Annotated in this window: 14 protein-coding genes; 3 read left to right on the top strand and 11 right to left on the bottom strand. The window is 66.4% G+C overall.

Features of this window, described 5'->3' with window-relative positions:
- Positions 1-37: 37 nt before the first annotated feature.
- Genes RXV79_RS25595 through RXV79_RS25585 form a run of 3 tightly spaced genes read left to right on the top strand, consistent with a single transcriptional unit; the run spans position 38 to position 3,124 of the window.
- Positions 38-1,387 (top strand): S1C family serine protease, encoded by a 1,350-nt coding sequence (locus tag RXV79_RS25595; RefSeq protein ID WP_316700971.1) that lies wholly within the window; start codon positions 38-40, stop codon positions 1,385-1,387.
- Positions 1,384-2,370 carry an FHA domain-containing protein gene (locus tag RXV79_RS25590; RefSeq protein ID WP_316700970.1) on the top strand — a complete coding sequence of 329 codons (987 nt, stop codon included), beginning with the start codon at positions 1,384-1,386 and terminating at the stop codon, positions 2,368-2,370. Before RXV79_RS25595 ends, RXV79_RS25590 begins: the two co-directional genes overlap by 4 nt.
- Positions 2,357-3,124 (top strand): SDR family oxidoreductase, encoded by a 768-nt coding sequence (locus tag RXV79_RS25585; protein ID WP_316700969.1) that lies wholly within the window; start codon positions 2,357-2,359, stop codon positions 3,122-3,124. The genes RXV79_RS25590 and RXV79_RS25585 overlap by 14 nt, the downstream gene beginning before the upstream one ends.
- Positions 3,125-3,137: 13 nt before the next feature.
- Here the strand turns inward: RXV79_RS25585 and RXV79_RS25580 are convergent, their stop codons facing one another.
- From RXV79_RS25580 to RXV79_RS25530, 11 genes are all read right to left on the bottom strand, one after another.
- Positions 3,138-4,139, bottom strand: coding sequence for a lipase secretion chaperone (locus RXV79_RS25580; protein WP_316700968.1), 1,002 nt, complete (start codon positions 4,137-4,139; stop codon positions 3,138-3,140).
- A gap of 126 nt (positions 4,140-4,265) precedes the next feature.
- Positions 4,266-5,123: a hypothetical protein gene (locus tag RXV79_RS25575; protein ID WP_316700966.1), complete on the bottom strand. Its 858-nt coding sequence runs from the start codon at positions 5,121-5,123 to the stop codon at positions 4,266-4,268.
- A 262-nt stretch (positions 5,124-5,385) separates the two neighbouring features.
- On the bottom strand, positions 5,386-6,249 hold the full coding sequence (locus tag RXV79_RS25570; RefSeq protein WP_316700965.1) for a septal ring lytic transglycosylase RlpA family protein: 864 nt from the start codon (positions 6,247-6,249) through the stop codon (positions 5,386-5,388).
- Between the two features lies 1 nt (position 6,250).
- Positions 6,251-9,442 carry a type I restriction endonuclease subunit R gene (locus tag RXV79_RS25565; protein WP_316700964.1) on the bottom strand — a complete coding sequence of 1,064 codons (3,192 nt, stop codon included), beginning with the start codon at positions 9,440-9,442 and terminating at the stop codon, positions 6,251-6,253.
- A gap of 8 nt (positions 9,443-9,450) precedes the next feature.
- Positions 9,451-10,539, bottom strand: a complete 1,089-nt coding sequence (locus RXV79_RS25560; RefSeq protein ID WP_316700963.1) for a Fic family protein — start codon at positions 10,537-10,539, stop codon at positions 9,451-9,453.
- 141 nt (positions 10,540-10,680) lie between these two features.
- Entirely contained in the window at positions 10,681-11,679 is a 999-nt protein-coding gene (locus RXV79_RS25555; protein WP_316700961.1) for a DUF4268 domain-containing protein, read from the bottom strand.
- 30 nt (positions 11,680-11,709) lie between these two features.
- Positions 11,710-12,918 (bottom strand): restriction endonuclease subunit S, encoded by a 1,209-nt coding sequence (locus RXV79_RS25550; RefSeq protein ID WP_316700960.1) that lies wholly within the window; start codon positions 12,916-12,918, stop codon positions 11,710-11,712.
- A 94-nt stretch (positions 12,919-13,012) separates the two neighbouring features.
- On the bottom strand, positions 13,013-14,566 hold the full coding sequence (locus RXV79_RS25545; protein ID WP_316704208.1) for a class I SAM-dependent DNA methyltransferase: 1,554 nt from the start codon (positions 14,564-14,566) through the stop codon (positions 13,013-13,015).
- A 102-nt stretch (positions 14,567-14,668) separates the two neighbouring features.
- A complete protein-coding gene (locus RXV79_RS25540) occupies positions 14,669-15,550 on the bottom strand; it encodes a hypothetical protein (protein WP_316700958.1) in 882 nt (293 codons plus the stop codon).
- A gap of 50 nt (positions 15,551-15,600) precedes the next feature.
- Positions 15,601-16,605 carry a lipase secretion chaperone gene (locus tag RXV79_RS25535; RefSeq protein WP_316700957.1) on the bottom strand — a complete coding sequence of 335 codons (1,005 nt, stop codon included), beginning with the start codon at positions 16,603-16,605 and terminating at the stop codon, positions 15,601-15,603.
- Between the two features lie 84 nt (positions 16,606-16,689).
- Positions 16,690-17,550 (bottom strand): hypothetical protein, encoded by an 861-nt coding sequence (locus tag RXV79_RS25530; protein WP_316700956.1) that lies wholly within the window; start codon positions 17,548-17,550, stop codon positions 16,690-16,692.
- Positions 17,551-17,669 lie beyond the last annotated feature (119 nt).

The following is a 17,669-nucleotide window of genomic DNA, read 5'->3' as shown; positions in this document are numbered from 1 at the left end:
CACGCGCGCAAAAGCTGCAACCCTAGAATCGGCCGCAATGAGCACCTACCTGAGGCACCTGGCTGCGCTGCTGATGTTGGCGAGCGTGGCAGGCGGCGTGCACGCCGCCCCTTCGCCCCCACCGGTGCCGCTCGTGGCGCCGGCTGCCGACCCGGCCGCCTCGGCCCCGGTGTCGCTCTCGGCACGCAAGGTCTACGAGCAGGCCCGCTCGCAGCTGGTGCAGATCCGCACCGTGCTCAAGGGCCAGGCCAGCCAGACCTCGGTGGGCTCCGGCTTCGTCGTCAGCAAGGACGGCCACCTCATCACCAATTTCCACGTCGTCAGCGAGGCCGCGCTCAAGCCGGAGCGGCACGAGCTGGTGCTCGTCACGGCCGATGGCCGCGAGACACCGGCGCAGATCCTGATGCTCGACGTGCTGCACGACCTCGCGCTGCTCAAGGTGGCCGACCCGAAGAAGACAGGCGGTTTCGACGCGCTCACCTTCCGCCCCGACACCGACAAGCTCGCCCAGGGCGAGCGCATGTATTCGCTCGGCAACCCGCTCGACGTGGGCTTCGCGGTGATCGAGGGCAACTACAACGGGCTCGTCGAGCGCAGCTTCTACCCGCAGATCTTCTTCGCCGGCTCGCTGAGCGGCGGCATGAGTGGCGGCCCGGCGCTCGACCAGGCCGGGCGTGTGATCGGCATCAACGTGGCGCGTCGGGTCGACGGCGAGCAGGTGAGCTTCCTCGTGCCGGCCTCGTTCGCGAGCGCGCTGCTGGCACGCGGGCGCGACGCGGCGCCGCTCAAGGGCGACGCTTGGCCCATCGTCGCGGCGCAGCTCACCGCGCATCAAGACGTGCTCACCGAGCGCTTCATCGCCCAGGGCTGGAAACCCGGCACGCACCCACGCTACAGCGTGCCGGTACCGCCCGACCGTTTCATGCGCTGCTGGGGCTCGAGCGAACCCTCGCGCACCGGCGGGCTCGACTTCGAGCGCTCCGACTGCGTGATGGACACCCGCATCTTCGTCGGCGAGTTCAACACCGGCACCATCGCCACGCGCCACGAGGCCTACGACGGCAGCAATCTCGGCACGCTGCGCTTCGCCGCGCAGTATTCGGCGAGCTTCCGCAACGAAGGCTTCGGCCGCCTCGGCCCGCAGCACCAGACCAAGCCGCAGTGCCACGAGAACTTCGTCGACCGCAAGGGCCTCGTGCTGCGCGCGGTGGTCTGCGTGCGCGCCTACAAGAAACTGCCCAAGCTGTACGACGTGGCGGTGCTCGTGGCCACGCTCGACCAGCCGCAGGCCGGCGTGCAGGGCCGCTTCGACGCCCAGGGTGTGAGCTACGCCAGCGCGATGAAACTCGCGCAGCACTACATCGAGGCTTACGCATGGGTGAAATGAGTTCGACCCTCGCCCTGCTGGAGGTGCTCGACCGCGACGGCGTGGTGCGCCAGAGCCTGAAGGTCGGCGCGTGGCCGCTGCGCGTGGGCCGGGCGTTCGACAACGATCTGGTGCTCGACGACCCCTACACCGCGCCCGAGCACCTGCGCATCGCGCGTGACGATACGGGCCAGCTGGCCCTGACCGTCGGCGACAGCGTCAACGGCCTGCACCTCAACGGCCGCACGCTCGCGGCCGGCGAGCAGGTGCCGCTGCCCGCAGGGCCGCACGACAAGCCGCTGCTGCTCGTGCTCGGCCGCACCCACCTGCGCCTGCGCCTGGCCACGCAGCGGCTTGCGCCCGAGCAGCGCTTGGGCACGGCGCGTGTGCTCACGCAGGGCCTGCCGACGCTGCTCGTGCTGGCGCTGGCCGCCGCGCTGGTGCTGGGCTTCAACACCTGGCTCGAAAGCGAGCCCGACCTGCTGACCAAGTCGCTCGCCTCGTTTGCGATCTCGGCGCTCGCCATCGGCTTCGGCTGGGCGGGCGTGTGGACGTTGCTCTCCAAGGTCTTCACCCACCAGGCCCATTTCGGCTGGCACCTGCGGGTGATGCTGCTGGCCGTGATCGCCTGGGAGGCCCTGATGGCCGGCACCTCGCTGCTGGCCTTCGCCTTCTCGTGGCCCTGGATCACCGACTTCAATTTCGTGCCGGCCTACGCCATCCTCGGGGCGATGCTGTATTTCCACCTGCAGGCGGTGGAGCCGCTGCACCCGCGGCGCACGCTCGGCTTTGCGGTGGGCAGCGCGCTCACCGGGCTGGCGCTCAGCCTCTGGTTCAACGTGCAGGCGACCGACCGCGCCGGCAGCGAGCTCTACATGAACCACCTCTTCCCGCCCGCGCTGCGGGTGGCCAAGCCGGTGGAGTTGACGGACTTCATGCAGGGTGCGGCCGAGCTGCAGACCCGCGTCGATGCGAAGGCGAAGAAGACCGATGCAGAAGATTGATTCCCCCAACGCACGGACCGTGCTCGTGACCGGCGGCAGCCGTGGCATCGGCGCCGCCACCGCCCGCCTCTGCGCCGCCCGCGGTTACGCGGTGGCCGTCAACTACGCACGCGATGCCGCCGCGGCCGAGGCGGTGTGCGAGGCCATCGCGCAGGCCGGTGGGCGTGCGCTGGCGGTGCAGGCCGACGTGGCCGATGAAGCCCAGGTGCTCGGGATGTACGCCCGCATCGATGCCGAGCTGCCGCCGCTCGCCGGCCTGGTCAACAACGCCGGGGTGATCGATGTGGGCGCGCGGGTCGACGCGATGAGCGTGGCCCGGCTGCGCCGCATGTTCGACATCAACATCCTCGGCAGCTTCCTCTGCGCGCGCGAAGCGTTGCGGCGGATGTCGACGAAACACGGCGGCACGGGCGGGGCCATCGTCAACCTGTCGTCGGCCGCGGCGCGCATCGGCTCGCCCGGCATGTACGTCGACTACGCGGCGGCCAAGGGGGCCATCGACACCTTCACCCTCGGCCTCGCCAAGGAAGTGGCGATGGAAGGCGTGCGGGTGAACGGCGTGCGCCCCGGCATCATCGACACCGAGATTCACGCCTCCGGTGGCCTGCCCGACCGGGCGCACCAGTCGGCGGCGCTGATCCCGATGCAGCGGCCGGGCACCGCCGAGGAGGTTGCGAATGCGATCGTGTGGCTGCTCTCCGGCGAGGCGAGCTACACCACCGGCGCCATCCTCGACGTGACCGGCGGCCGCTGAGCCGCCGTCGGCGTCAGAGGCCGGCCAGCAGCCGCGCGCGCTCGCGCTCGGCCGAGCCGAAGTGGGCCTGCAGCAGGCGCTCCAGCCGCTGCTGCTTGTCGGGCACGTCGAGGTCGGACGCGAAGATCTGGTCGCGCTCGCGGATGAAGCTCGCGTGGCGCAGCTCCCAGGCCTGGCGTTCCGCGTCGAGCTTCTCGCGCTCGATTTCGACGGCAGACTTCATGCCCTCGGTGTCGACGAACTGGCGGCGCAGGAAGGTCACCTCGGCATCGCTCTCGCCACGTGCGCGCATCTCGGCCACCTGCTTTTCCATCGCAAACGAGAACTCGGTTCCGCCGAATTCCTGCGCCGCCACCTCGGGCGGCAGGCTCATGCGCAGCGCGAGCAGGCGCTGGTGTTGCTGCGCTTCGCTCAAGGAGGGGTCGGCAAAGATGCGCGCCACTTCCGAGGCATAGAGGCCACGCGCCTCCTGCACGCCGAAGAGCTCCTGCACCGACACCGAATCGAAATGCCGGCGGCGCAGCGCCATCTGGCGGTCGAGCAGCTCGCTTGCGGAGAGCGGGTGTTGTGTCTTCAGCTGCTTCAGCAGCTCGCGCTCGTCCTCGCGGTAGGCGGCGTAGCGCTGCAGCAGCCCGAAGGCCCGCTCGGCGGCCAGCGCGGGCAGCTGGCTGCGCAGCCGGGGTTCGAGCGGCGCGAGCGGCTGGCCGCGGCCGGCCAGGGCCAGCCAGCTGTCGAGCACGGGGAGGGTCTTCGCGCTCACCAGCAGGCGGCCGAGCGCGTCGATGCTGAAGGGGCTGCCCGCGGGCAGCGTGCCGACGGTCGGCACGCGGTCTTCGTCGGGTTCGCGCACGGCCACGTCGGCCAGCGCCGGGGTGTTGCGCTCGATCGCGGCCATCGTGCGGGCGAAGCTGCCCGGCGTCGCGTCGGGCTGCGGGAGGGACAGGTACGCCACGCTGCTGGCGACGGCTGTCACGCCAGCCAGGGCGATCCAGAAGGGGGTGGTGAAGGCGGCCACGTGCGGATCCTGTGCGGCAGCGGTGTGAAGGAGATGGTGTGAAGGAGGGGCCGGTTATGCCCGCGTCACCCTGCTGGGCAGCGTGACGCGGGTCCCGGGTCTCCTTCCCTCACGGACTCTTTCGGATCAGTGCGTCACGAAGCCGTTGAGCCACGTGAGGTTGGCCTTCAGGCCCCAGTTGGTGCTGCCGTTGCGCCAGGTGTTGTCGGTGGTGCTCTGCAGGCCGAGGCAGCCGCCGACACGCTGGTAGCAGTGGTCGGCCGAGCCGTCGCCCACGGCGCTGTCGCGGATCATGATCCAGCCGGCGCCGTTGGTGGCCAGGCACTCGTAGGCGAGCGCGCCGCAGCTGCGGCCGGCCACGTTCTCCGACGACGAGCGCACCACCGTGGCGGTGCCGCCCGGGAAGATGTCGCTCTGGCCGTTGACGATGCGCACGTTGTCCTTCGAGATCGTGTAGTTGCCCGGCGTCATGCACGAGTTCATCACGTAGGTGGTGTACAGCGTGTGGGCGCCCATGCCGTAGGCGGCACGCACGCGGCTGTCGTAGTTCTTCGCGTTGATCGCGATCACCGAGCCCTGGCTGAAGCCGGCCACGACGACGCCCTTGCTGCAGTCGGCGGTGGCGCGGGCGCACAGCTTAGAGACGGCGCTGGTGGTTGAGCCGCTGTTGTAGATGTAGCGGGCCTTCGAGAGGATCTGCGAGCAGGTACCGAAGAGCGAGCTGTCGTACTGCACGGCGGCGGCGACGAAGCCCTTGGCGGCCATCTCGGCCACGGCGCCCATGGCCTGGGCGTTGTCGTAGTTCTCGGTGGTGCCCACCGTGTAGATGAAGACCGGGTGCTTGCCCGAGGCAGGCTCCGTGCCCTTGATCGAGTAGGTGCTCAGGCCAGCCGAGTAGGAGCTGGTGAAGTTGCCGGCCCAGGCGGTTGCGGTGCCCAGCAGAGCGGTCGCGATGGCGGCGATGCGGATCAGTCGAGAGTGCATGGCAACGATCTCCATTTGAGGTGGGTGGGCGGCGTCTCTGGCTTCCGCCCTTTTGTTGCCCTGAGACAGTTCAGGGTGGAGTCAATGTTGCACGGGGGTCCAACTTTCGCTTCCGGGTTTTCATTTCGTTCGTGTACTTCTTGTCACACGAAGCCCAAAACCACGGGTAAGCCCTTGGTTTGTGAGGGCTTGCGGAGGTTTTCAACGGTGCGGCGCACAAAGCCGCCATCCAATATTCGGCGGTCGTGCAATTTGCCGTGACTCAGCGCCGTTCGACGACCACCGGCACCAGCTTGAGCGCCTCGCGGATGCGCGAGGCGGCGTCCTGCGCCTCGCCCCGCGAAGAGAAGGGCCCCGCCTGCAGCCGGAAGAGCTGGGGCTCGCCGACCACCGCCAGCAGCGGGGCCAGCCAGTCGAGCTCGGCGCCCACCTGGCGCTGGAACTGCTCGGCACCGTCGCGCTGGCGGAAGGCGCCCAGCTGCACCCAGAAGCCCGGGGCGGGCGGCTCGGCGCTGTCACCGCTGCGCGCCGCCACCTCGGCCACCGCGGCGGCGGGCACTTCCACCGCACCGCCGCCCTTCCAGGCGCCGCTTCGGATCTGCTCGTGCGTGAGCCGCTCCACCTCCACCGGCGCCACGCCGTTCAGCACGCCCAGCCGCATGGCCGCGGTGTAGCTGAGGTCGATCACGCGATCCTGGTGAAAGGGCCCGCGGTCGTTGACGCGCACGATCACCTCGCGCCCGTTGGCCGGGTTGCGCACGCGGGCGTAGCTCGGCAGCGGCATGGTCTTGTGCGCCGCGCTCATCGCATACATGTCGTAGGGCTCGCCGCTGGCCGTGGGCCGGCCGTGGAACTTGCGCCCGTACCAGGACGCGAGGCCCTTCTCGGCCATCGGCTTGTCGGAGGTGACGGGGCTGTAGCTGCGGCCGTTCACCGTGTACGGCTTGTTGGGGCCACCGGTGCGGATGGGCTCGACCCGCGGCTGGGCGTCAGGCGTCTTGTCGAGGCCGGCCGGCGGCTTGGCCTCGGGGCCGTCGCGCGTCGGCGTGGAGCTGCAGGCGGCGAGGAGCAATGCAAGGGCGACGGCCACAGCTCCCGATGTTTGTCTGAGTAGAAGAAGGGTCATATCACGCCCACGCTTCAGCCAGTGCCTTGGCCTGCTTCAGCACCTGTTCCACCGCCGCATCCTGTTTGTCTGGCGGGTACTTGTACTTGCGCAAGATGCGCTTGACCAGCAAGCGGAGCTTCGCCTGCACGCTCTCGCGTTGCGACCAGTCGACGCTCAGGTTCTTGCGAAGGCTTTCGGTCAGCTCCTGCGCGATCTTCTTCAGCGTTTCGTCGGCCAGCTCGCGCACAGCCGATTCGTTGTCGGCCAGCGCGTCGTAGAAGCGCACCTCGTCATCGGTCAGGCCCAACTCTTCGCCGCGACCGGCAGCCTCACGGAACTTGCGCGCCATCTGCACCAGCTCCTCCATCACCTGCGCGGCTTCGATGGAGCGGTTCTGGTAGCGCAGGACCACATCGTTCAGCATGTCGGAGAAGCGCTTGTTCTGCACCACGTTGCTGGCGAAGCGGGATTTGATCTCGCCTTCAAGCAAGCGTTCCAGCAATTCCACCGCCAGGTTGCGTTCGGGGAGGTTGCGCACCTCGGCAAGAAAGGCCTCATCGAGGATGCCGATGTTGGGCTTGTCCAGCCCCACGGCATCGAAGATGTCGACCACTTCTTCCGACACCACGGCCGAGCTGATGATTTGGCGGATGGCCACTTCGCGGTCTTCATCCTTGCGTTTGGCAGCCACGATCTCGCGCTTGGTCAGCAGCACCTTCACAGCCTGAAAGAAGGCCACTTCTTCGCGCACCGCCTTGGCTTCGTCGAGCGTGCAGCACAGCGTGAAGGCCTTGCCCATGGTGAGCGCCAGGTCGGCGAATCGCTTCTTGCCGTCCTTGGCGCCGAGCACATGATTGGCCGCGCCCGCGATCGTCTTGTAGCCACCCGTGAGAAAGCCGCTGTAGTCATAGCCGTGGCCGTTGGTGCCGGCCAGCATGCCGCGCAGCGCATCCAGCTTCTCCATCAGCACGCTGTAGGCCTCTTGGGCATCCACCGTCGGCCGGCCCCGGCCCTGGCTGGCCGTGTATTCCTTCAGCGCCGACTTCAGCTCGTTGGCGATGCCGATGTAGTCGACCACCAACCCGCCTTCCTTGTCCTTGAAGACTCGGTTCACGCGGGCGATGGCCTGCATCAGGTTGTGGCCCTTCATCGGCTTGTCGACATACAGCGTGTGCACGCACGGGGCGTCGAAGCCGGTGAGCCACATGTCGCGCACGATCACCAGGCGCAGCGGGTCGGCCGCATCCTTGAAGCGTTTCTCCAGCCGCTTCTTGGTCTGGCCGTTGTAGATGTGCGGGCGCAGGAGCGCCTTGTCGCTGGCCGAGCCCGTCATCACGATCTTGATTGCCCCTTGCTCTGGGTCGGTGCTGTGCCAGTCTGGCCGCAGGCGCACGATCTCGTCGTACAGATGCACGCAGATCTCGCGGCTCATCGCCACGATCATGGCCTTGCCGTTCTGAGCCTTGTCGCGCTCTTCGAAGTGCGCGACAAGGTCGGCCGCCACGCGGGCGATACGCGGTTCGGCACCCACCACCTTTTCCAGTGCGGCCCAGCGGCTCTTGAGCTTGGCCTGTTGGCTCTCTTCCTCGTCTTCGGCGAGCTCGTCCACCTCGTCGTCGATGGTCGCCATCTCGTCGGCCTTCAGGCCCAGCTTGGCCAGCCGGCTCTCGTAGTAGATGGCCACCGTGGCGCCATCTTCCTTGGCCTGCTGCATGTCGTACACGCTGATGTAGTCGCCGAACACGGCGCGCGTGTCGCGGTCGTCGCCCGAAACCGGCGTGCCGGTGAAGGCCACGAAGGTGGCATTCGGCAGTGCGTCGCGCAGGTGCTGCGCGTAGCCCACCTGGTAGCGGTCGACGCTGTAGCTTGCCGGCGCCAGATCGGCGGTGAATGCAAGCGGCTTGCTTGGGCCTGTATTCAATGCCGCCGTGCTGCGCGGCTTGACAGTCTTCAACTTGGCCTCGAAGCCGTACTGCGTACGGTGCGCCTCGTCGGCGATCACCACGATGTTGTGACGATCCGACAGCAGCGGAAACGCATCTTCGTCCTCACCCGGCATGAACTTCTGAATCGTGGCAAACAAGATGCCGCCTGAAGGCCGGTTGCCCAGCAACGAGCGCAGCTGTTGCCGCGTGCCGGCCTGCACCGGCTGCTCGCGCAACAGGTCTTGCGCGAGCGAGAACACGCCGAACAACTGGCCATCGAGATCGTTGCGGTCGGTGATCACCACGATGGTCGGGTTCGCAAGCAGCGGTTCCTGCATCACCCGTGCCGCAAAGCAGGTCATGGTGATGCTCTTGCCGCTGCCTTGCGTGTGCCAGACCACGCCGCCCTTGCCCTTTATGGCCGGTGTGCTGCCGGGCTGCGAGACGGCAACCACCTGCGCAATGGCCGAGCGCACCGCATGGAACTGGTGGTAGCCGGCGATCTTCTTGATCAATCGCCCGTCGTCTTCAAACAGCACGAAGAAGCGCAGGTAGTCGAGCAGGTAGGCCGGCGCCAGCACACCACGCACCAGCGTCTCCAGCCCGCCGAACGGCCCCAGCGGGTCGATCGCCACGCCATCAATCGTGCGCCACGCCATGTAGCGCTCGCGGTCGGCCGAGAGCGAGCCCAGCAGCGCATCGCTGCCATCGGTGATCACCAGCACCTCGTTGTACTGAAAGATGTCGGCGATCTGTTCCTTGTAGGTCTCGATCTGCTCGAAGGCCTTCCACACATCGGCGTTCAGGTCGGCCGGGTTCTTCAGCTCCAGCAGCGCGAGCGGCAGGCCGTTGACGAACAGCACGATGTCGGGCCGCCGCGTGTGGCGCTCACCCTTGATGGAAAACTGGTTCACCGCCAGCCACTCGTTGCGCGCCGGCGTGGCCCAGTCGATCAGGCGCACGAAGTCGCCCCGCGTCTCGCTGTCATGCTGGTACTGCACCGGCACGCCGTTCAGCAACAGCTTGTGGAACTGCCGATTCGCGGCCAGCGGCGAAGGCGTACCGAGGTCGAGCACCTGCTTCAGCGCATCTTCACGCGCCGCTTGCGGCACGCCAGGGTTCAGCAGGTTGATCGCCTGGCGCAGCCGGCCGATCAGCAGCACCTGCCGGTAGTCGCTTCGCTCCGGCGTGCTGCCTTCGGGCGCCAGCTCCGGGCCATGGCGGTGCTGGTAGCCCACGTCGGCCAACCACGCCAGGGTTTCCTGTTCGAGCTGGTCTTCGGTCATGCCGCGCCTCAGGGGGTGGTGGGGCGCACGGGCTGTGGCTGCAGCACCCCGCTCAGCGCCACGTTGACGTAGTAGTTGCCGCGGCCGATCTTGTGCTTTTGCACGAAGCCGCCTTCGGTCAACGCTTCCAGGTACTTGGTGGCCGTGAGGCGAGACACCTTCAGGTCTCGTTGCACGAACTCGATCTTGGTGTACGGGTGAGTGAACAGGTTGTTGATCAAGTCCTGGCTGTAGAACTTGTAGCCCTCGCGGATGCGGTGCTTGTAGTCGAACAAGGCGGCCTTGATGGCGTGGATGGTGGCCAGCGTCTGCCCGGCCGTCTGCTCCACGGCGCTCAGCAGGTACAGCACCCACTCTTCCCAGGTGTCGTTCTCGCGCACCGTCTGCAACAGGCGGTAGTAGTCGGCCTTGGTGCGCACGATGTGGCTGCTCAGGTACAGCACGGGGATGTCGAGCAAGCCTTCCTTCACCAGGTACAGCACGTTCAAGATGCGCCCCGTGCGGCCATTGCCGTCGTAAAACGGGTGGATGCTCTCGAACTGATGGTGAATCAGCGCCATCTTGATCAGCGGGTCGGCATCGAAGAGGCCAGGGTCATTGATGAAGCGTTCCAGCCCACCCATCAGCGCCACGATCTCAGCGGGGTCTTGCGGCGGGGTGTAGACGGTTCGCCCCGCACCATCCTTCAGCGCCGTGCCCGGCAGCTTGCGCAGGCCGGCGCTGTTGCGCTCCAGCTCGGCCTGGATGGTGACGATATGGTTGGTCGTGATCAGGCCCGTGGCGCGCACCTGCTCGAAGCCCACGCGCAAGGCCTGGCGGTAGCGCAGCACCTCCTTGGCGGCCGGGTTGGCAAAGGCCTCGGGCAGCACGTCGTCCTTGAACAGCTCGTCGTGCGTGGTGACGATGTTCTCGATTTCCGAGCTGTCTTTCGCTTCCTGCAGGGCCAGGGTGTTGATCAGGATGCCCTGGTTCGGGATCGAGGCGGCAATGCCCTTCAGTTCGGCCAAGCGGCGGCTGCTGCTGGCCAGTTTCTTGAGGATCTCTGGCGTGTCGAAGCGCCCGGCCTTCAGGTGTTCAAGCGGTGCAATCGCGGGCATGCAGGAGCTCTGGGCTGGCGGCCATGTATAGGAAGCGCTGAATTCCTGTGCATGTTAGCCGTCACGTGTATAGAAAAGGCGAATTTCTATACATGTCGGCCCGCATGTGTAAAGCGAGCTTTCATATGGGCCGGCCCCGCATCAGCCGGGAGCGACCAGAGCCGGGCCATCGGTGGGCGGCAGATCGGCGGGTTGCAGGGGCCGGATCAAGGGGCGGAACACGCTGTCCATCTTGGCAATGGTGGCCGACAGCCACTCGTGCCAGTCGGGCCAGCGCGCTTCGTCATCCAAGGGGCAGTTGTCGCGCACCACGTAGACCACGCTGCCTTTGCCCTCGGGCAGCTCATCCCACACGAGCGGGAATCCGAGCGCCGCGTGGATCTCGCCCTGCCGCGCTTCCAAGTAGCGGAAGACACCCTTGATCGGCAGGTCGGCACAGTTGATGTAGAGCCGCACTGCCAGCTTTTGCTCCGAGTGCCGCACCACGCCTTCGAGCTGGAAGCCCGTGCGGCCCACCCGAAAGCTCTGCCACGACTGCGCCGAAGGTTTGGGCGCCCCCTGCTTGCGCTCGGCGCGGTAGTCGCGAAATGACGTCCAGAACCGGAGCTGGAAACTGCGCGTCGGGCTGTTGCCCTCGGCCTTGGCCGCTTCCTCGCGCACGGCCCGGCTCCAGTCGTTGGGCCGGCACACCACGTTGAACCGGGGCGCGGGCGGTGAGGCCCCGATGCGCCACAGCTCGATCTCCAGGCCGAAGAACTGCCAGTCTTCGTGCGTGATCTCGTTCAGCCAGTCGATGGCAGCGCGGTGCTCGTCGGTGAAGCGCGAAGCCACCCAGATCACCGTCTTGGCCTCCAGCCCGGCCGCATAAGTGAGGATCTGGCCGAGGTGGTTGTGGTCGGTCTTCGCCAGCTGGTTTTCAATGAGCACCGGCGTGTTGCTCATCGCATCCATGCACACGAGGTCGGCCGCGTAGGGGCCCACGGCCACCTCCAGGCCCATCAGCTCCAGGTCGAGGCCCACGGCGTCACTCAGCGCCGCCAGGTTGCCGGTCTCGGCCAGCCAGGGGGTGAAGTGGTATTCCTCGTGTTGCCACACCTCGCGCAGCTCCACGCGCTGCAGGGTTCCCAGTTCAGTGGCCACGTTCACTCCCCGTTAGGTTGTGGGCGAAGGTTAGCTGGCGACGGCCGCTTCGGCCTCGGGCAGGCGCAGTTGGCCGGAGATCAGGCGGGGGAGGAGAGTGTCGCGGAGGGTTGCGAGGGTTTGGGCGGTTTCGGTTGCCACCACGATGCGCTTAAACACATGGCCTGCTAATTCCTCAAAGCGCTCCAGCAAAGCGCGAGGTGGTAGCACGACCCGCGACCGAGCAAACGTGCTCGTTGTGATGGTGTCGAACACCGACCCGTGAGCCGCATTCACCAGGTTGTCGATTTCTCGCCGCATCAAACAATGCAACGCAACTGGAGCGTTGAGCTTCGAGACCAAGGCGTAGCAGGTCTGGTTCATCGCCATGGGTTTCCCAAAGAGAACCATGCGTCCGGTCGTGGCTCCACGTGCGACGACGACGGTGGCCATTGCAGGGATCATTTGCGTCGCGCTCTTCTCCAAACCTTCGGGGGTAATAGTTCGATCAGTTTGGGTTAGCACCGGAGCATTGGATTGCGACACATCCTTCGCGCTTGCCCACGCGATGTCACCTCCCCAGAACTCCGGCCGATCAGTCTTGGGTGTTCCACCGCTGAGGAGGTTCGCGATATCAAGGACAGAGCCAGTCCGCCAGCCTTTGGGCAGTACCCCTAGTTCGGAATCTTCAAAGCTGTCCGGAAACAAGGCCGCCGTGGCTTCGTCCATGCCCGCGGGCGCGATGCCTTGTTGCTTGGCGTGAACGGGATCGAAATCGACAAACCACGACTTGAACAGCGCCTGCGCGATGGCTTCGAGGGTGGCGTTGGTTTCGCGCAGGAGGGCGATACGGTCGTCGAGTGCCGTCAGGACTGTTGCCGTCTCTTCTTGTATTGCCTTAGGTGGGAGAGGCACAAGGATGTTGACGAGATCACTTCCGCGAATGCCCGAGGCTCCTGCGCCTTGCTCAACTATGGCCTCGATGGCAGTACGCCCCGCGGGCGAACGAAAGAAGTAGAAGAAGAAGTTCGGGTTCGCGACCGATTTATCGAGACGACATCTAATGAGGTGTGACTCAAACACTGTCGGTTCGGTGTTGCCAATGAAGATCGAACACTGGCCCGCTCCCGACAAAACTAATGACTGCCTTGCAAAGAGTAAGTCGCCTGCCTCCAACAAGAACGAACTCTCGGCCTTCGACAAAGGCACGAGATCCATCTCCAGATTTTCGATCCTTGGATGAGCGAACAGCTCACCCATGTTGACCATAGGGAGGCCTGCCCCGCGCACTTTCTTGGGCCGAGTAAGTCCGTTCTTCTGAGGAATAGAGAACAAGCTTCCAAAACGGACAAGCTTAGAACTCATACCCCAGCCCTCCGAGCTTCTGCCGGATCATCTGATCAAGTTCCGCACCCTTTGCCATCTGCTCTCCGAGCTTCTCGGTGAGTGTCTGCATCTTGGTGGCGAAGTCGAGGTCGCTGTCGTCGACTTCCTCTACGCCCACATACCGCCCTGGCGTCAGCACATGCCCATGCTCCGCAATCTCTGCGAGCCTCACGCTGCGGCAGAAGCCCGCTACGTCTTCATAGGCCTTCGCACCCGCTTCTCCACGCCACGCCGCCACCGTACCGGCAATGCGCTCAATCACCTCATCACTCAACTCACACTGCACCCGGCTGATCATCGTCGCCAGCTTGCGCGCATCGATGAACAACACCTCGCCGGGTCGCGCCCGCTTGTGCTTGGTCAGGAACCACAAGCACGCCGGAATCTGCGTGTTGAAGAACAACTGGCCGGGCAGCGCGACCATCACCTCCACCACGTCGGCTTCGACCATCGCGGCGCGGATCTGGCCTTCGCCGCTCTGGCTGGAGCTCATTGAGCCATTGGCCAGCACGATGCCGGCGCGGCCGTGCGGTGCCAGGTGGTGCAGCATGTGCTGCAGCCATGCGTAGTTGGCGTTGCCCTGCGGCGGGTCGCCATACACCCAGCGTGCATCGCCCGTCAGGCTGGCGTGCCACCAGTCGCTGATGTTGAACGGGGGATTTGCGAGGATGAACTCGGCCCGCAGGTCGGGAAATTGGTCGTTGGTGAAGCTGTCGGCGTGCGAGCGGCCGAGGTTGAAGTCGATGCCGCGGATGGCGAGGTTCATGGCGGCCAGGCGCCAGGTGGTGGGGTTGGCCTCCTGGCCGTAGATGGCCACGTCGCCCAGCTTGCCGCCGTGCGCCTCGATGAACTCTTCGCTCTGCACGAACATGCCGCCCGAGCCGCAGCACGGGTCGTACACCTTGCCGTGGTGCGGTGCCAGCACGGCCACCAGCGTCTTGACGATGCTGCGCGGCGTGTAGAACTGCCCGCCCCGTTTGCCTTCGGCGTTGGCGAACATGCCGAGGAAGTATTCGTACACCTGGCCGAGGATGTCGCGCGCCTCGCCGGCCGTGCTGCCGAAGCCGATGGTCGACACCAGATCGACCAGCTCGCCCAGCTTGCCGTCGGGCAGCTGCGCGCGGGCGAAGCGCTTGTCGAGAATGCCCTTGAGCTTGGGGTTCTCGGCTTCCACCAGCGAGAGCGCGTTGTCGATGCGCTTGCCGATGTCGGCCTGCTTGGCGCTGGCGCGCAGCGCCTCCCAGCGGGCGGCTTCGGGCACCCAGAACACGTTGTCGGCGGTGTAGTAGTCGCGCTCTTCCAGCTCTTCACTCAGCAGCTCGGGCGTGCTGTCTGCCAGGTGGAACTCGTCGGCTTCGTCGGCGAAGCGTCGGGCCAGCTCTTCGCGCTTGGCGTTGAAGGTGTCAGAGATGTACTTGACGAAGATGAGGCCGAGCACGAGATGCTTGTACTCGGCGGCGTCCATGTTGGCGCGCAGCTTGTCGGCTGTGGCCCAAAGCGTTTTCTTGATGTCCTGGAGCATGGTGGCAGTGAGCATGGCGAGGGCCATTGGAGGCGCTCGATTCTCACTGAATCACCCAGAGCAAGACCACCCCACGCGAGGCGGGGTGGTCGCGTCATGCCGTCACGGCGTGACGAAGCTCTTCAGCCAGTTCTGGTTGGCGTCCATCTGCCAGGCGGCGCTGCCGGTCTTGAAGCCGTTGTCGAGTGTTCTCGCGGTGCAGCCACCGACCAGCATGTAGCAGTGGTCGGCCGAGCCGTCTTCCACCTCCGCGCCTTTCACGATGTACCAGCCGCTGCCGTTGCTGCGGAAGCACGACAGCGCACTGCTGCCGCACGAGAGGCCGGTGATGGCCTGGCTGGCGGTGCGCACGTTGCTGGCGGTCGGGCCGACGAAGCTGTCGGACTCGCCGTTGACGATGCGGATGCGGTCGGCCGCCTGGGTGTGGCCGCCGTTGTTCATGCACGAGCTCAGGTTGTAGATCGAGTAGTTGGTGCCCGTGCCCTGGCCGTAGGAGGCGCGGATGCGGCTGTCGTAGTTGCGGGAGAGCACCGAGACGATCGAGCCCTGGCTCAGGCCCCCGGTGACCACGCCCTTGGAGCAGTCGGCCTTGGCGCGGGCGCACAGCTTGGCGATGGCGCTGTTGCTGTTGGACCCGTTGAAGATGCACCGGGCCTTGGCGCCGATGGTGGAACAGGAGCCGAAGCTGCCGCTCGCGTACTCGACCGAGGCCGCGACGAAGCCCTTGGCGGCCATGGCCTTCACCTGGGTCATGGTCAGTTCGCTGTTGTAGTCCTCGCCGGTGCCCACGGTGTGGATGTAGACGGGGTACTTCCCCGAGGTCGAGGGCTCGTAGCCGGTGATGGTGTAGCTGCTGGTGCACAGGCTGCTGGTGCCGCCGCGGTAGCTGCTGGTGAAGGCTGTTTGTGCGAGGGCGCTGACGCTGGCCGACGTGGCCAGCACGGCGATGCCGAGTTGCAGCAGGCGCTTTCCGATGGTGCTCATTTCTGGTCTCCTGGGGTTGTGTTGTCGAACGGGGGATCGGTGAGGTGCGTTCAGCGCAGGCCGAGGCGGCGCGCCTCGGTCAGCTGCTCGCCCTTGAAGTGCTGTTGCAGCAGCTCGTCGAGCAGCGCCTGGCGTTCGGGCGAGTCGAACTCGTGCGCGGCGAGGAGTGCCTCGCGCTGGCGCACGAAGGCGGGGTGGCGAAGCTCCCAGGCCTGGCGTTGTGTCTCGGCCTGCTCGCGTTCGAGTTCAACCAGCGACTTCGCGCCCTCGACCTCGACGAACTGCTTGCGGCGGAACACCACCTCGTCGTCGTTCTCGCCTTCCTCGCGCATCTGCGCGGCGATGCGCTCCATCGCGAGCGAGAACTCGGTGCCGCCGAATTCCTGCGCGGCCACCTCGGGCGGCAGGCTCATGCGCAAGGCCATAAGGCGTTGGGCCTGTTGCGCTTCATTGAGCGTCTTGTCGGCAAAGATGCGCGCGACCTCGCTGGCGTAGAGCGCACGGGCTTCCTGCACGCCGAAGAGTTCCTGCACCGTCACCGTGTCGAAGTGGCGGCGGCGAAGCGCCATCGTCCTGTCGAGCAGCTCGCGTGCCGCGACCGTGCCTTGCGCCTTCAGCGCGCACAGCATCTCGCGCTCGGCGTCGCGGTAGGCCGCATAACTTTTGAGCAGCGGCCATGCGCGCTCGGCGGCCAGCGGCGGCAGTTCGGCGCGCAGGCGTGCTTCGATCGGTGTGAGGGGCTGGCCGCGCGGCACGAGGGCCAGCCAGCTCTCGAGCACCGGCAGCGTCCTGGCGCTGACGACCAGGCGGCCAAGGTGGTCGACGGTGAAGGGGCTGGCCGCCGGCAGGGTGGTGGTGGCGCGCAGTGCCGGTGTGTCGTCGGCTTCAGGCGGCAGCACCACGTCGGCCAGCCGCGCGCTGCGGTCGGGCAGGCCGCTCAAGGAATGGGCCGACGTGGGCGCGTCGTCGGATGGGCGCGCGAGGTAGGCCACGCCGGCGGCCAGCACGGCCACGCCGGTCACGGCCGACCAGAACGGGGTGGAGAAGGCAGCCACGGGCGGGCCTTTTCTCGGTGGGATGAGAGCGTGTGCGCTGCGGCCCCTTGCGAGGCCGCAGCGCGCATCACGACAGCGTCACGCTCAGTGCGTGACGAAGCCGTTCAGCCAGTTGAGGTTGGCCTTCAGGCCCCAGTTGGTGGTGCCGTTGCGCCAGGTGTTGTCGGTGGTGCTCTGCAGGCCGAGGCAGCCGCCGACACGCTGGTAGCAGTGGTCGGCCGAGCCGTCGCCCACCGCGCTGTCGCGGATCATGATCCAGCCGCTGCCGTTGGTGTTCAGGCACTCGTACGCCAACGAGCCGCAGGTCTTGCCGGCGACGGCTTCAGACGACGAGCGCACGGTGGTCGCGGTGCCGCCCGGGAAGGCGTCGCTCTGGCCGTTGACGATGCGCACGTTGTTCTTGCTGATCGTGTAGTTGCCGGCGTTCATGCACGAATTCATGATGTACGTGGTGTACAGGTTGTGGGCGCCCATGCCGTAGGCAGCGCGCACGCGGCTGTCGTAGTTCTTCGCGTTGATCGCGATCACCGAGCCCTGGCTGAAGCCGGCCACGACCACACCCTTGGAGCAGTCGGCGGTGGCGCGGGCGCACAGCTTCGAGACCGCGCTGCTGCTGGAGCCGCTGTTGTAGATGTAGCGGGCCTTCGAGAGGATCTGCGAGCAGGTCCCGAAGAGGCCGCTGTCGTATTCCACCGCGGCGGCGACGAAGCCCTTGGCGGCCATCTCGGCCACGGCGCCCATGGCCTGGGCGTTGTCGTAGTTCTCGGTGGTGCCCACCGTGTAGATGAAGACCGGGTGCTTGCCCGAGGCAGGCTCCGTGCCCTTGATCGAGTAGCTGGAGAGGCCAGCCGAGTAGGAGCTGGTGAAGTTGCCGGCCCAGGCGGCCGAGCCCAGCAGCAGCGTGGTGGCGGTGAGCGCGATGGCCCGGATGAAGCGTGACGACATCTCTGTCTCCTTGTCATGGGGGCGTGTGTGCCGCGCCCTTGTTGCCCTGAGGTACTTCAGGGTGGCGCGGAATATTGCACTCGTGTGCGATTTCTTCTTGAAGCTTCTTGCGACGCAGG

It is taken from the genome of Piscinibacter gummiphilus, assembly GCF_032681285.1.
Lineage (GTDB): Bacteria > Pseudomonadota > Gammaproteobacteria > Burkholderiales > Burkholderiaceae_C > Rhizobacter > Rhizobacter gummiphilus_A.
The sequence above is the reverse complement of the archived record's forward strand: the minus strand, read 5'-3'. Positions and strand labels throughout refer to the sequence as shown.

Excerpts from the sequence above, each read along its gene's own strand:
- RXV79_RS25595 (WP_316700971.1), top strand. The coding sequence starts at position 38 with ATGAGCACCTACCTGAGGCACCTGGCTGCGCTGCTGATGTTGGCGAGC.
- RXV79_RS25590 (WP_316700970.1), top strand. The coding sequence starts at position 1,384 with ATGAGTTCGACCCTCGCCCTGCTGGAGGTGCTCGACCGCGACGGCGTG.
- RXV79_RS25585 (WP_316700969.1), top strand. The coding sequence starts at position 2,357 with ATGCAGAAGATTGATTCCCCCAACGCACGGACCGTGCTCGTGACCGGC.
- RXV79_RS25575 (WP_316700966.1), bottom strand. The coding sequence starts at position 5,123 with ATGCACTCTCGACTGATCCGCATCGCCGCCATCGCGACCGCTCTGCTG.
- RXV79_RS25570 (WP_316700965.1), bottom strand. The coding sequence starts at position 6,249 with ATGACCCTTCTTCTACTCAGACAAACATCGGGAGCTGTGGCCGTCGCC.
- RXV79_RS25565 (WP_316700964.1), bottom strand. The coding sequence starts at position 9,442 with ATGACCGAAGACCAGCTCGAACAGGAAACCCTGGCGTGGTTGGCCGAC.
- RXV79_RS25560 (WP_316700963.1), bottom strand. The coding sequence starts at position 10,539 with ATGCCCGCGATTGCACCGCTTGAACACCTGAAGGCCGGGCGCTTCGAC.
- RXV79_RS25550 (WP_316700960.1), bottom strand. The coding sequence starts at position 12,918 with ATGGGTGAGCTGTTCGCTCATCCAAGGATCGAAAATCTGGAGATGGAT.
- RXV79_RS25545 (WP_316704208.1), bottom strand. The coding sequence starts at position 14,566 with ATGCTCCAGGACATCAAGAAAACGCTTTGGGCCACAGCCGACAAGCTG.
- RXV79_RS25540 (WP_316700958.1), bottom strand. The coding sequence starts at position 15,550 with ATGAGCACCATCGGAAAGCGCCTGCTGCAACTCGGCATCGCCGTGCTG.
- RXV79_RS25530 (WP_316700956.1), bottom strand. The coding sequence starts at position 17,550 with ATGTCGTCACGCTTCATCCGGGCCATCGCGCTCACCGCCACCACGCTG.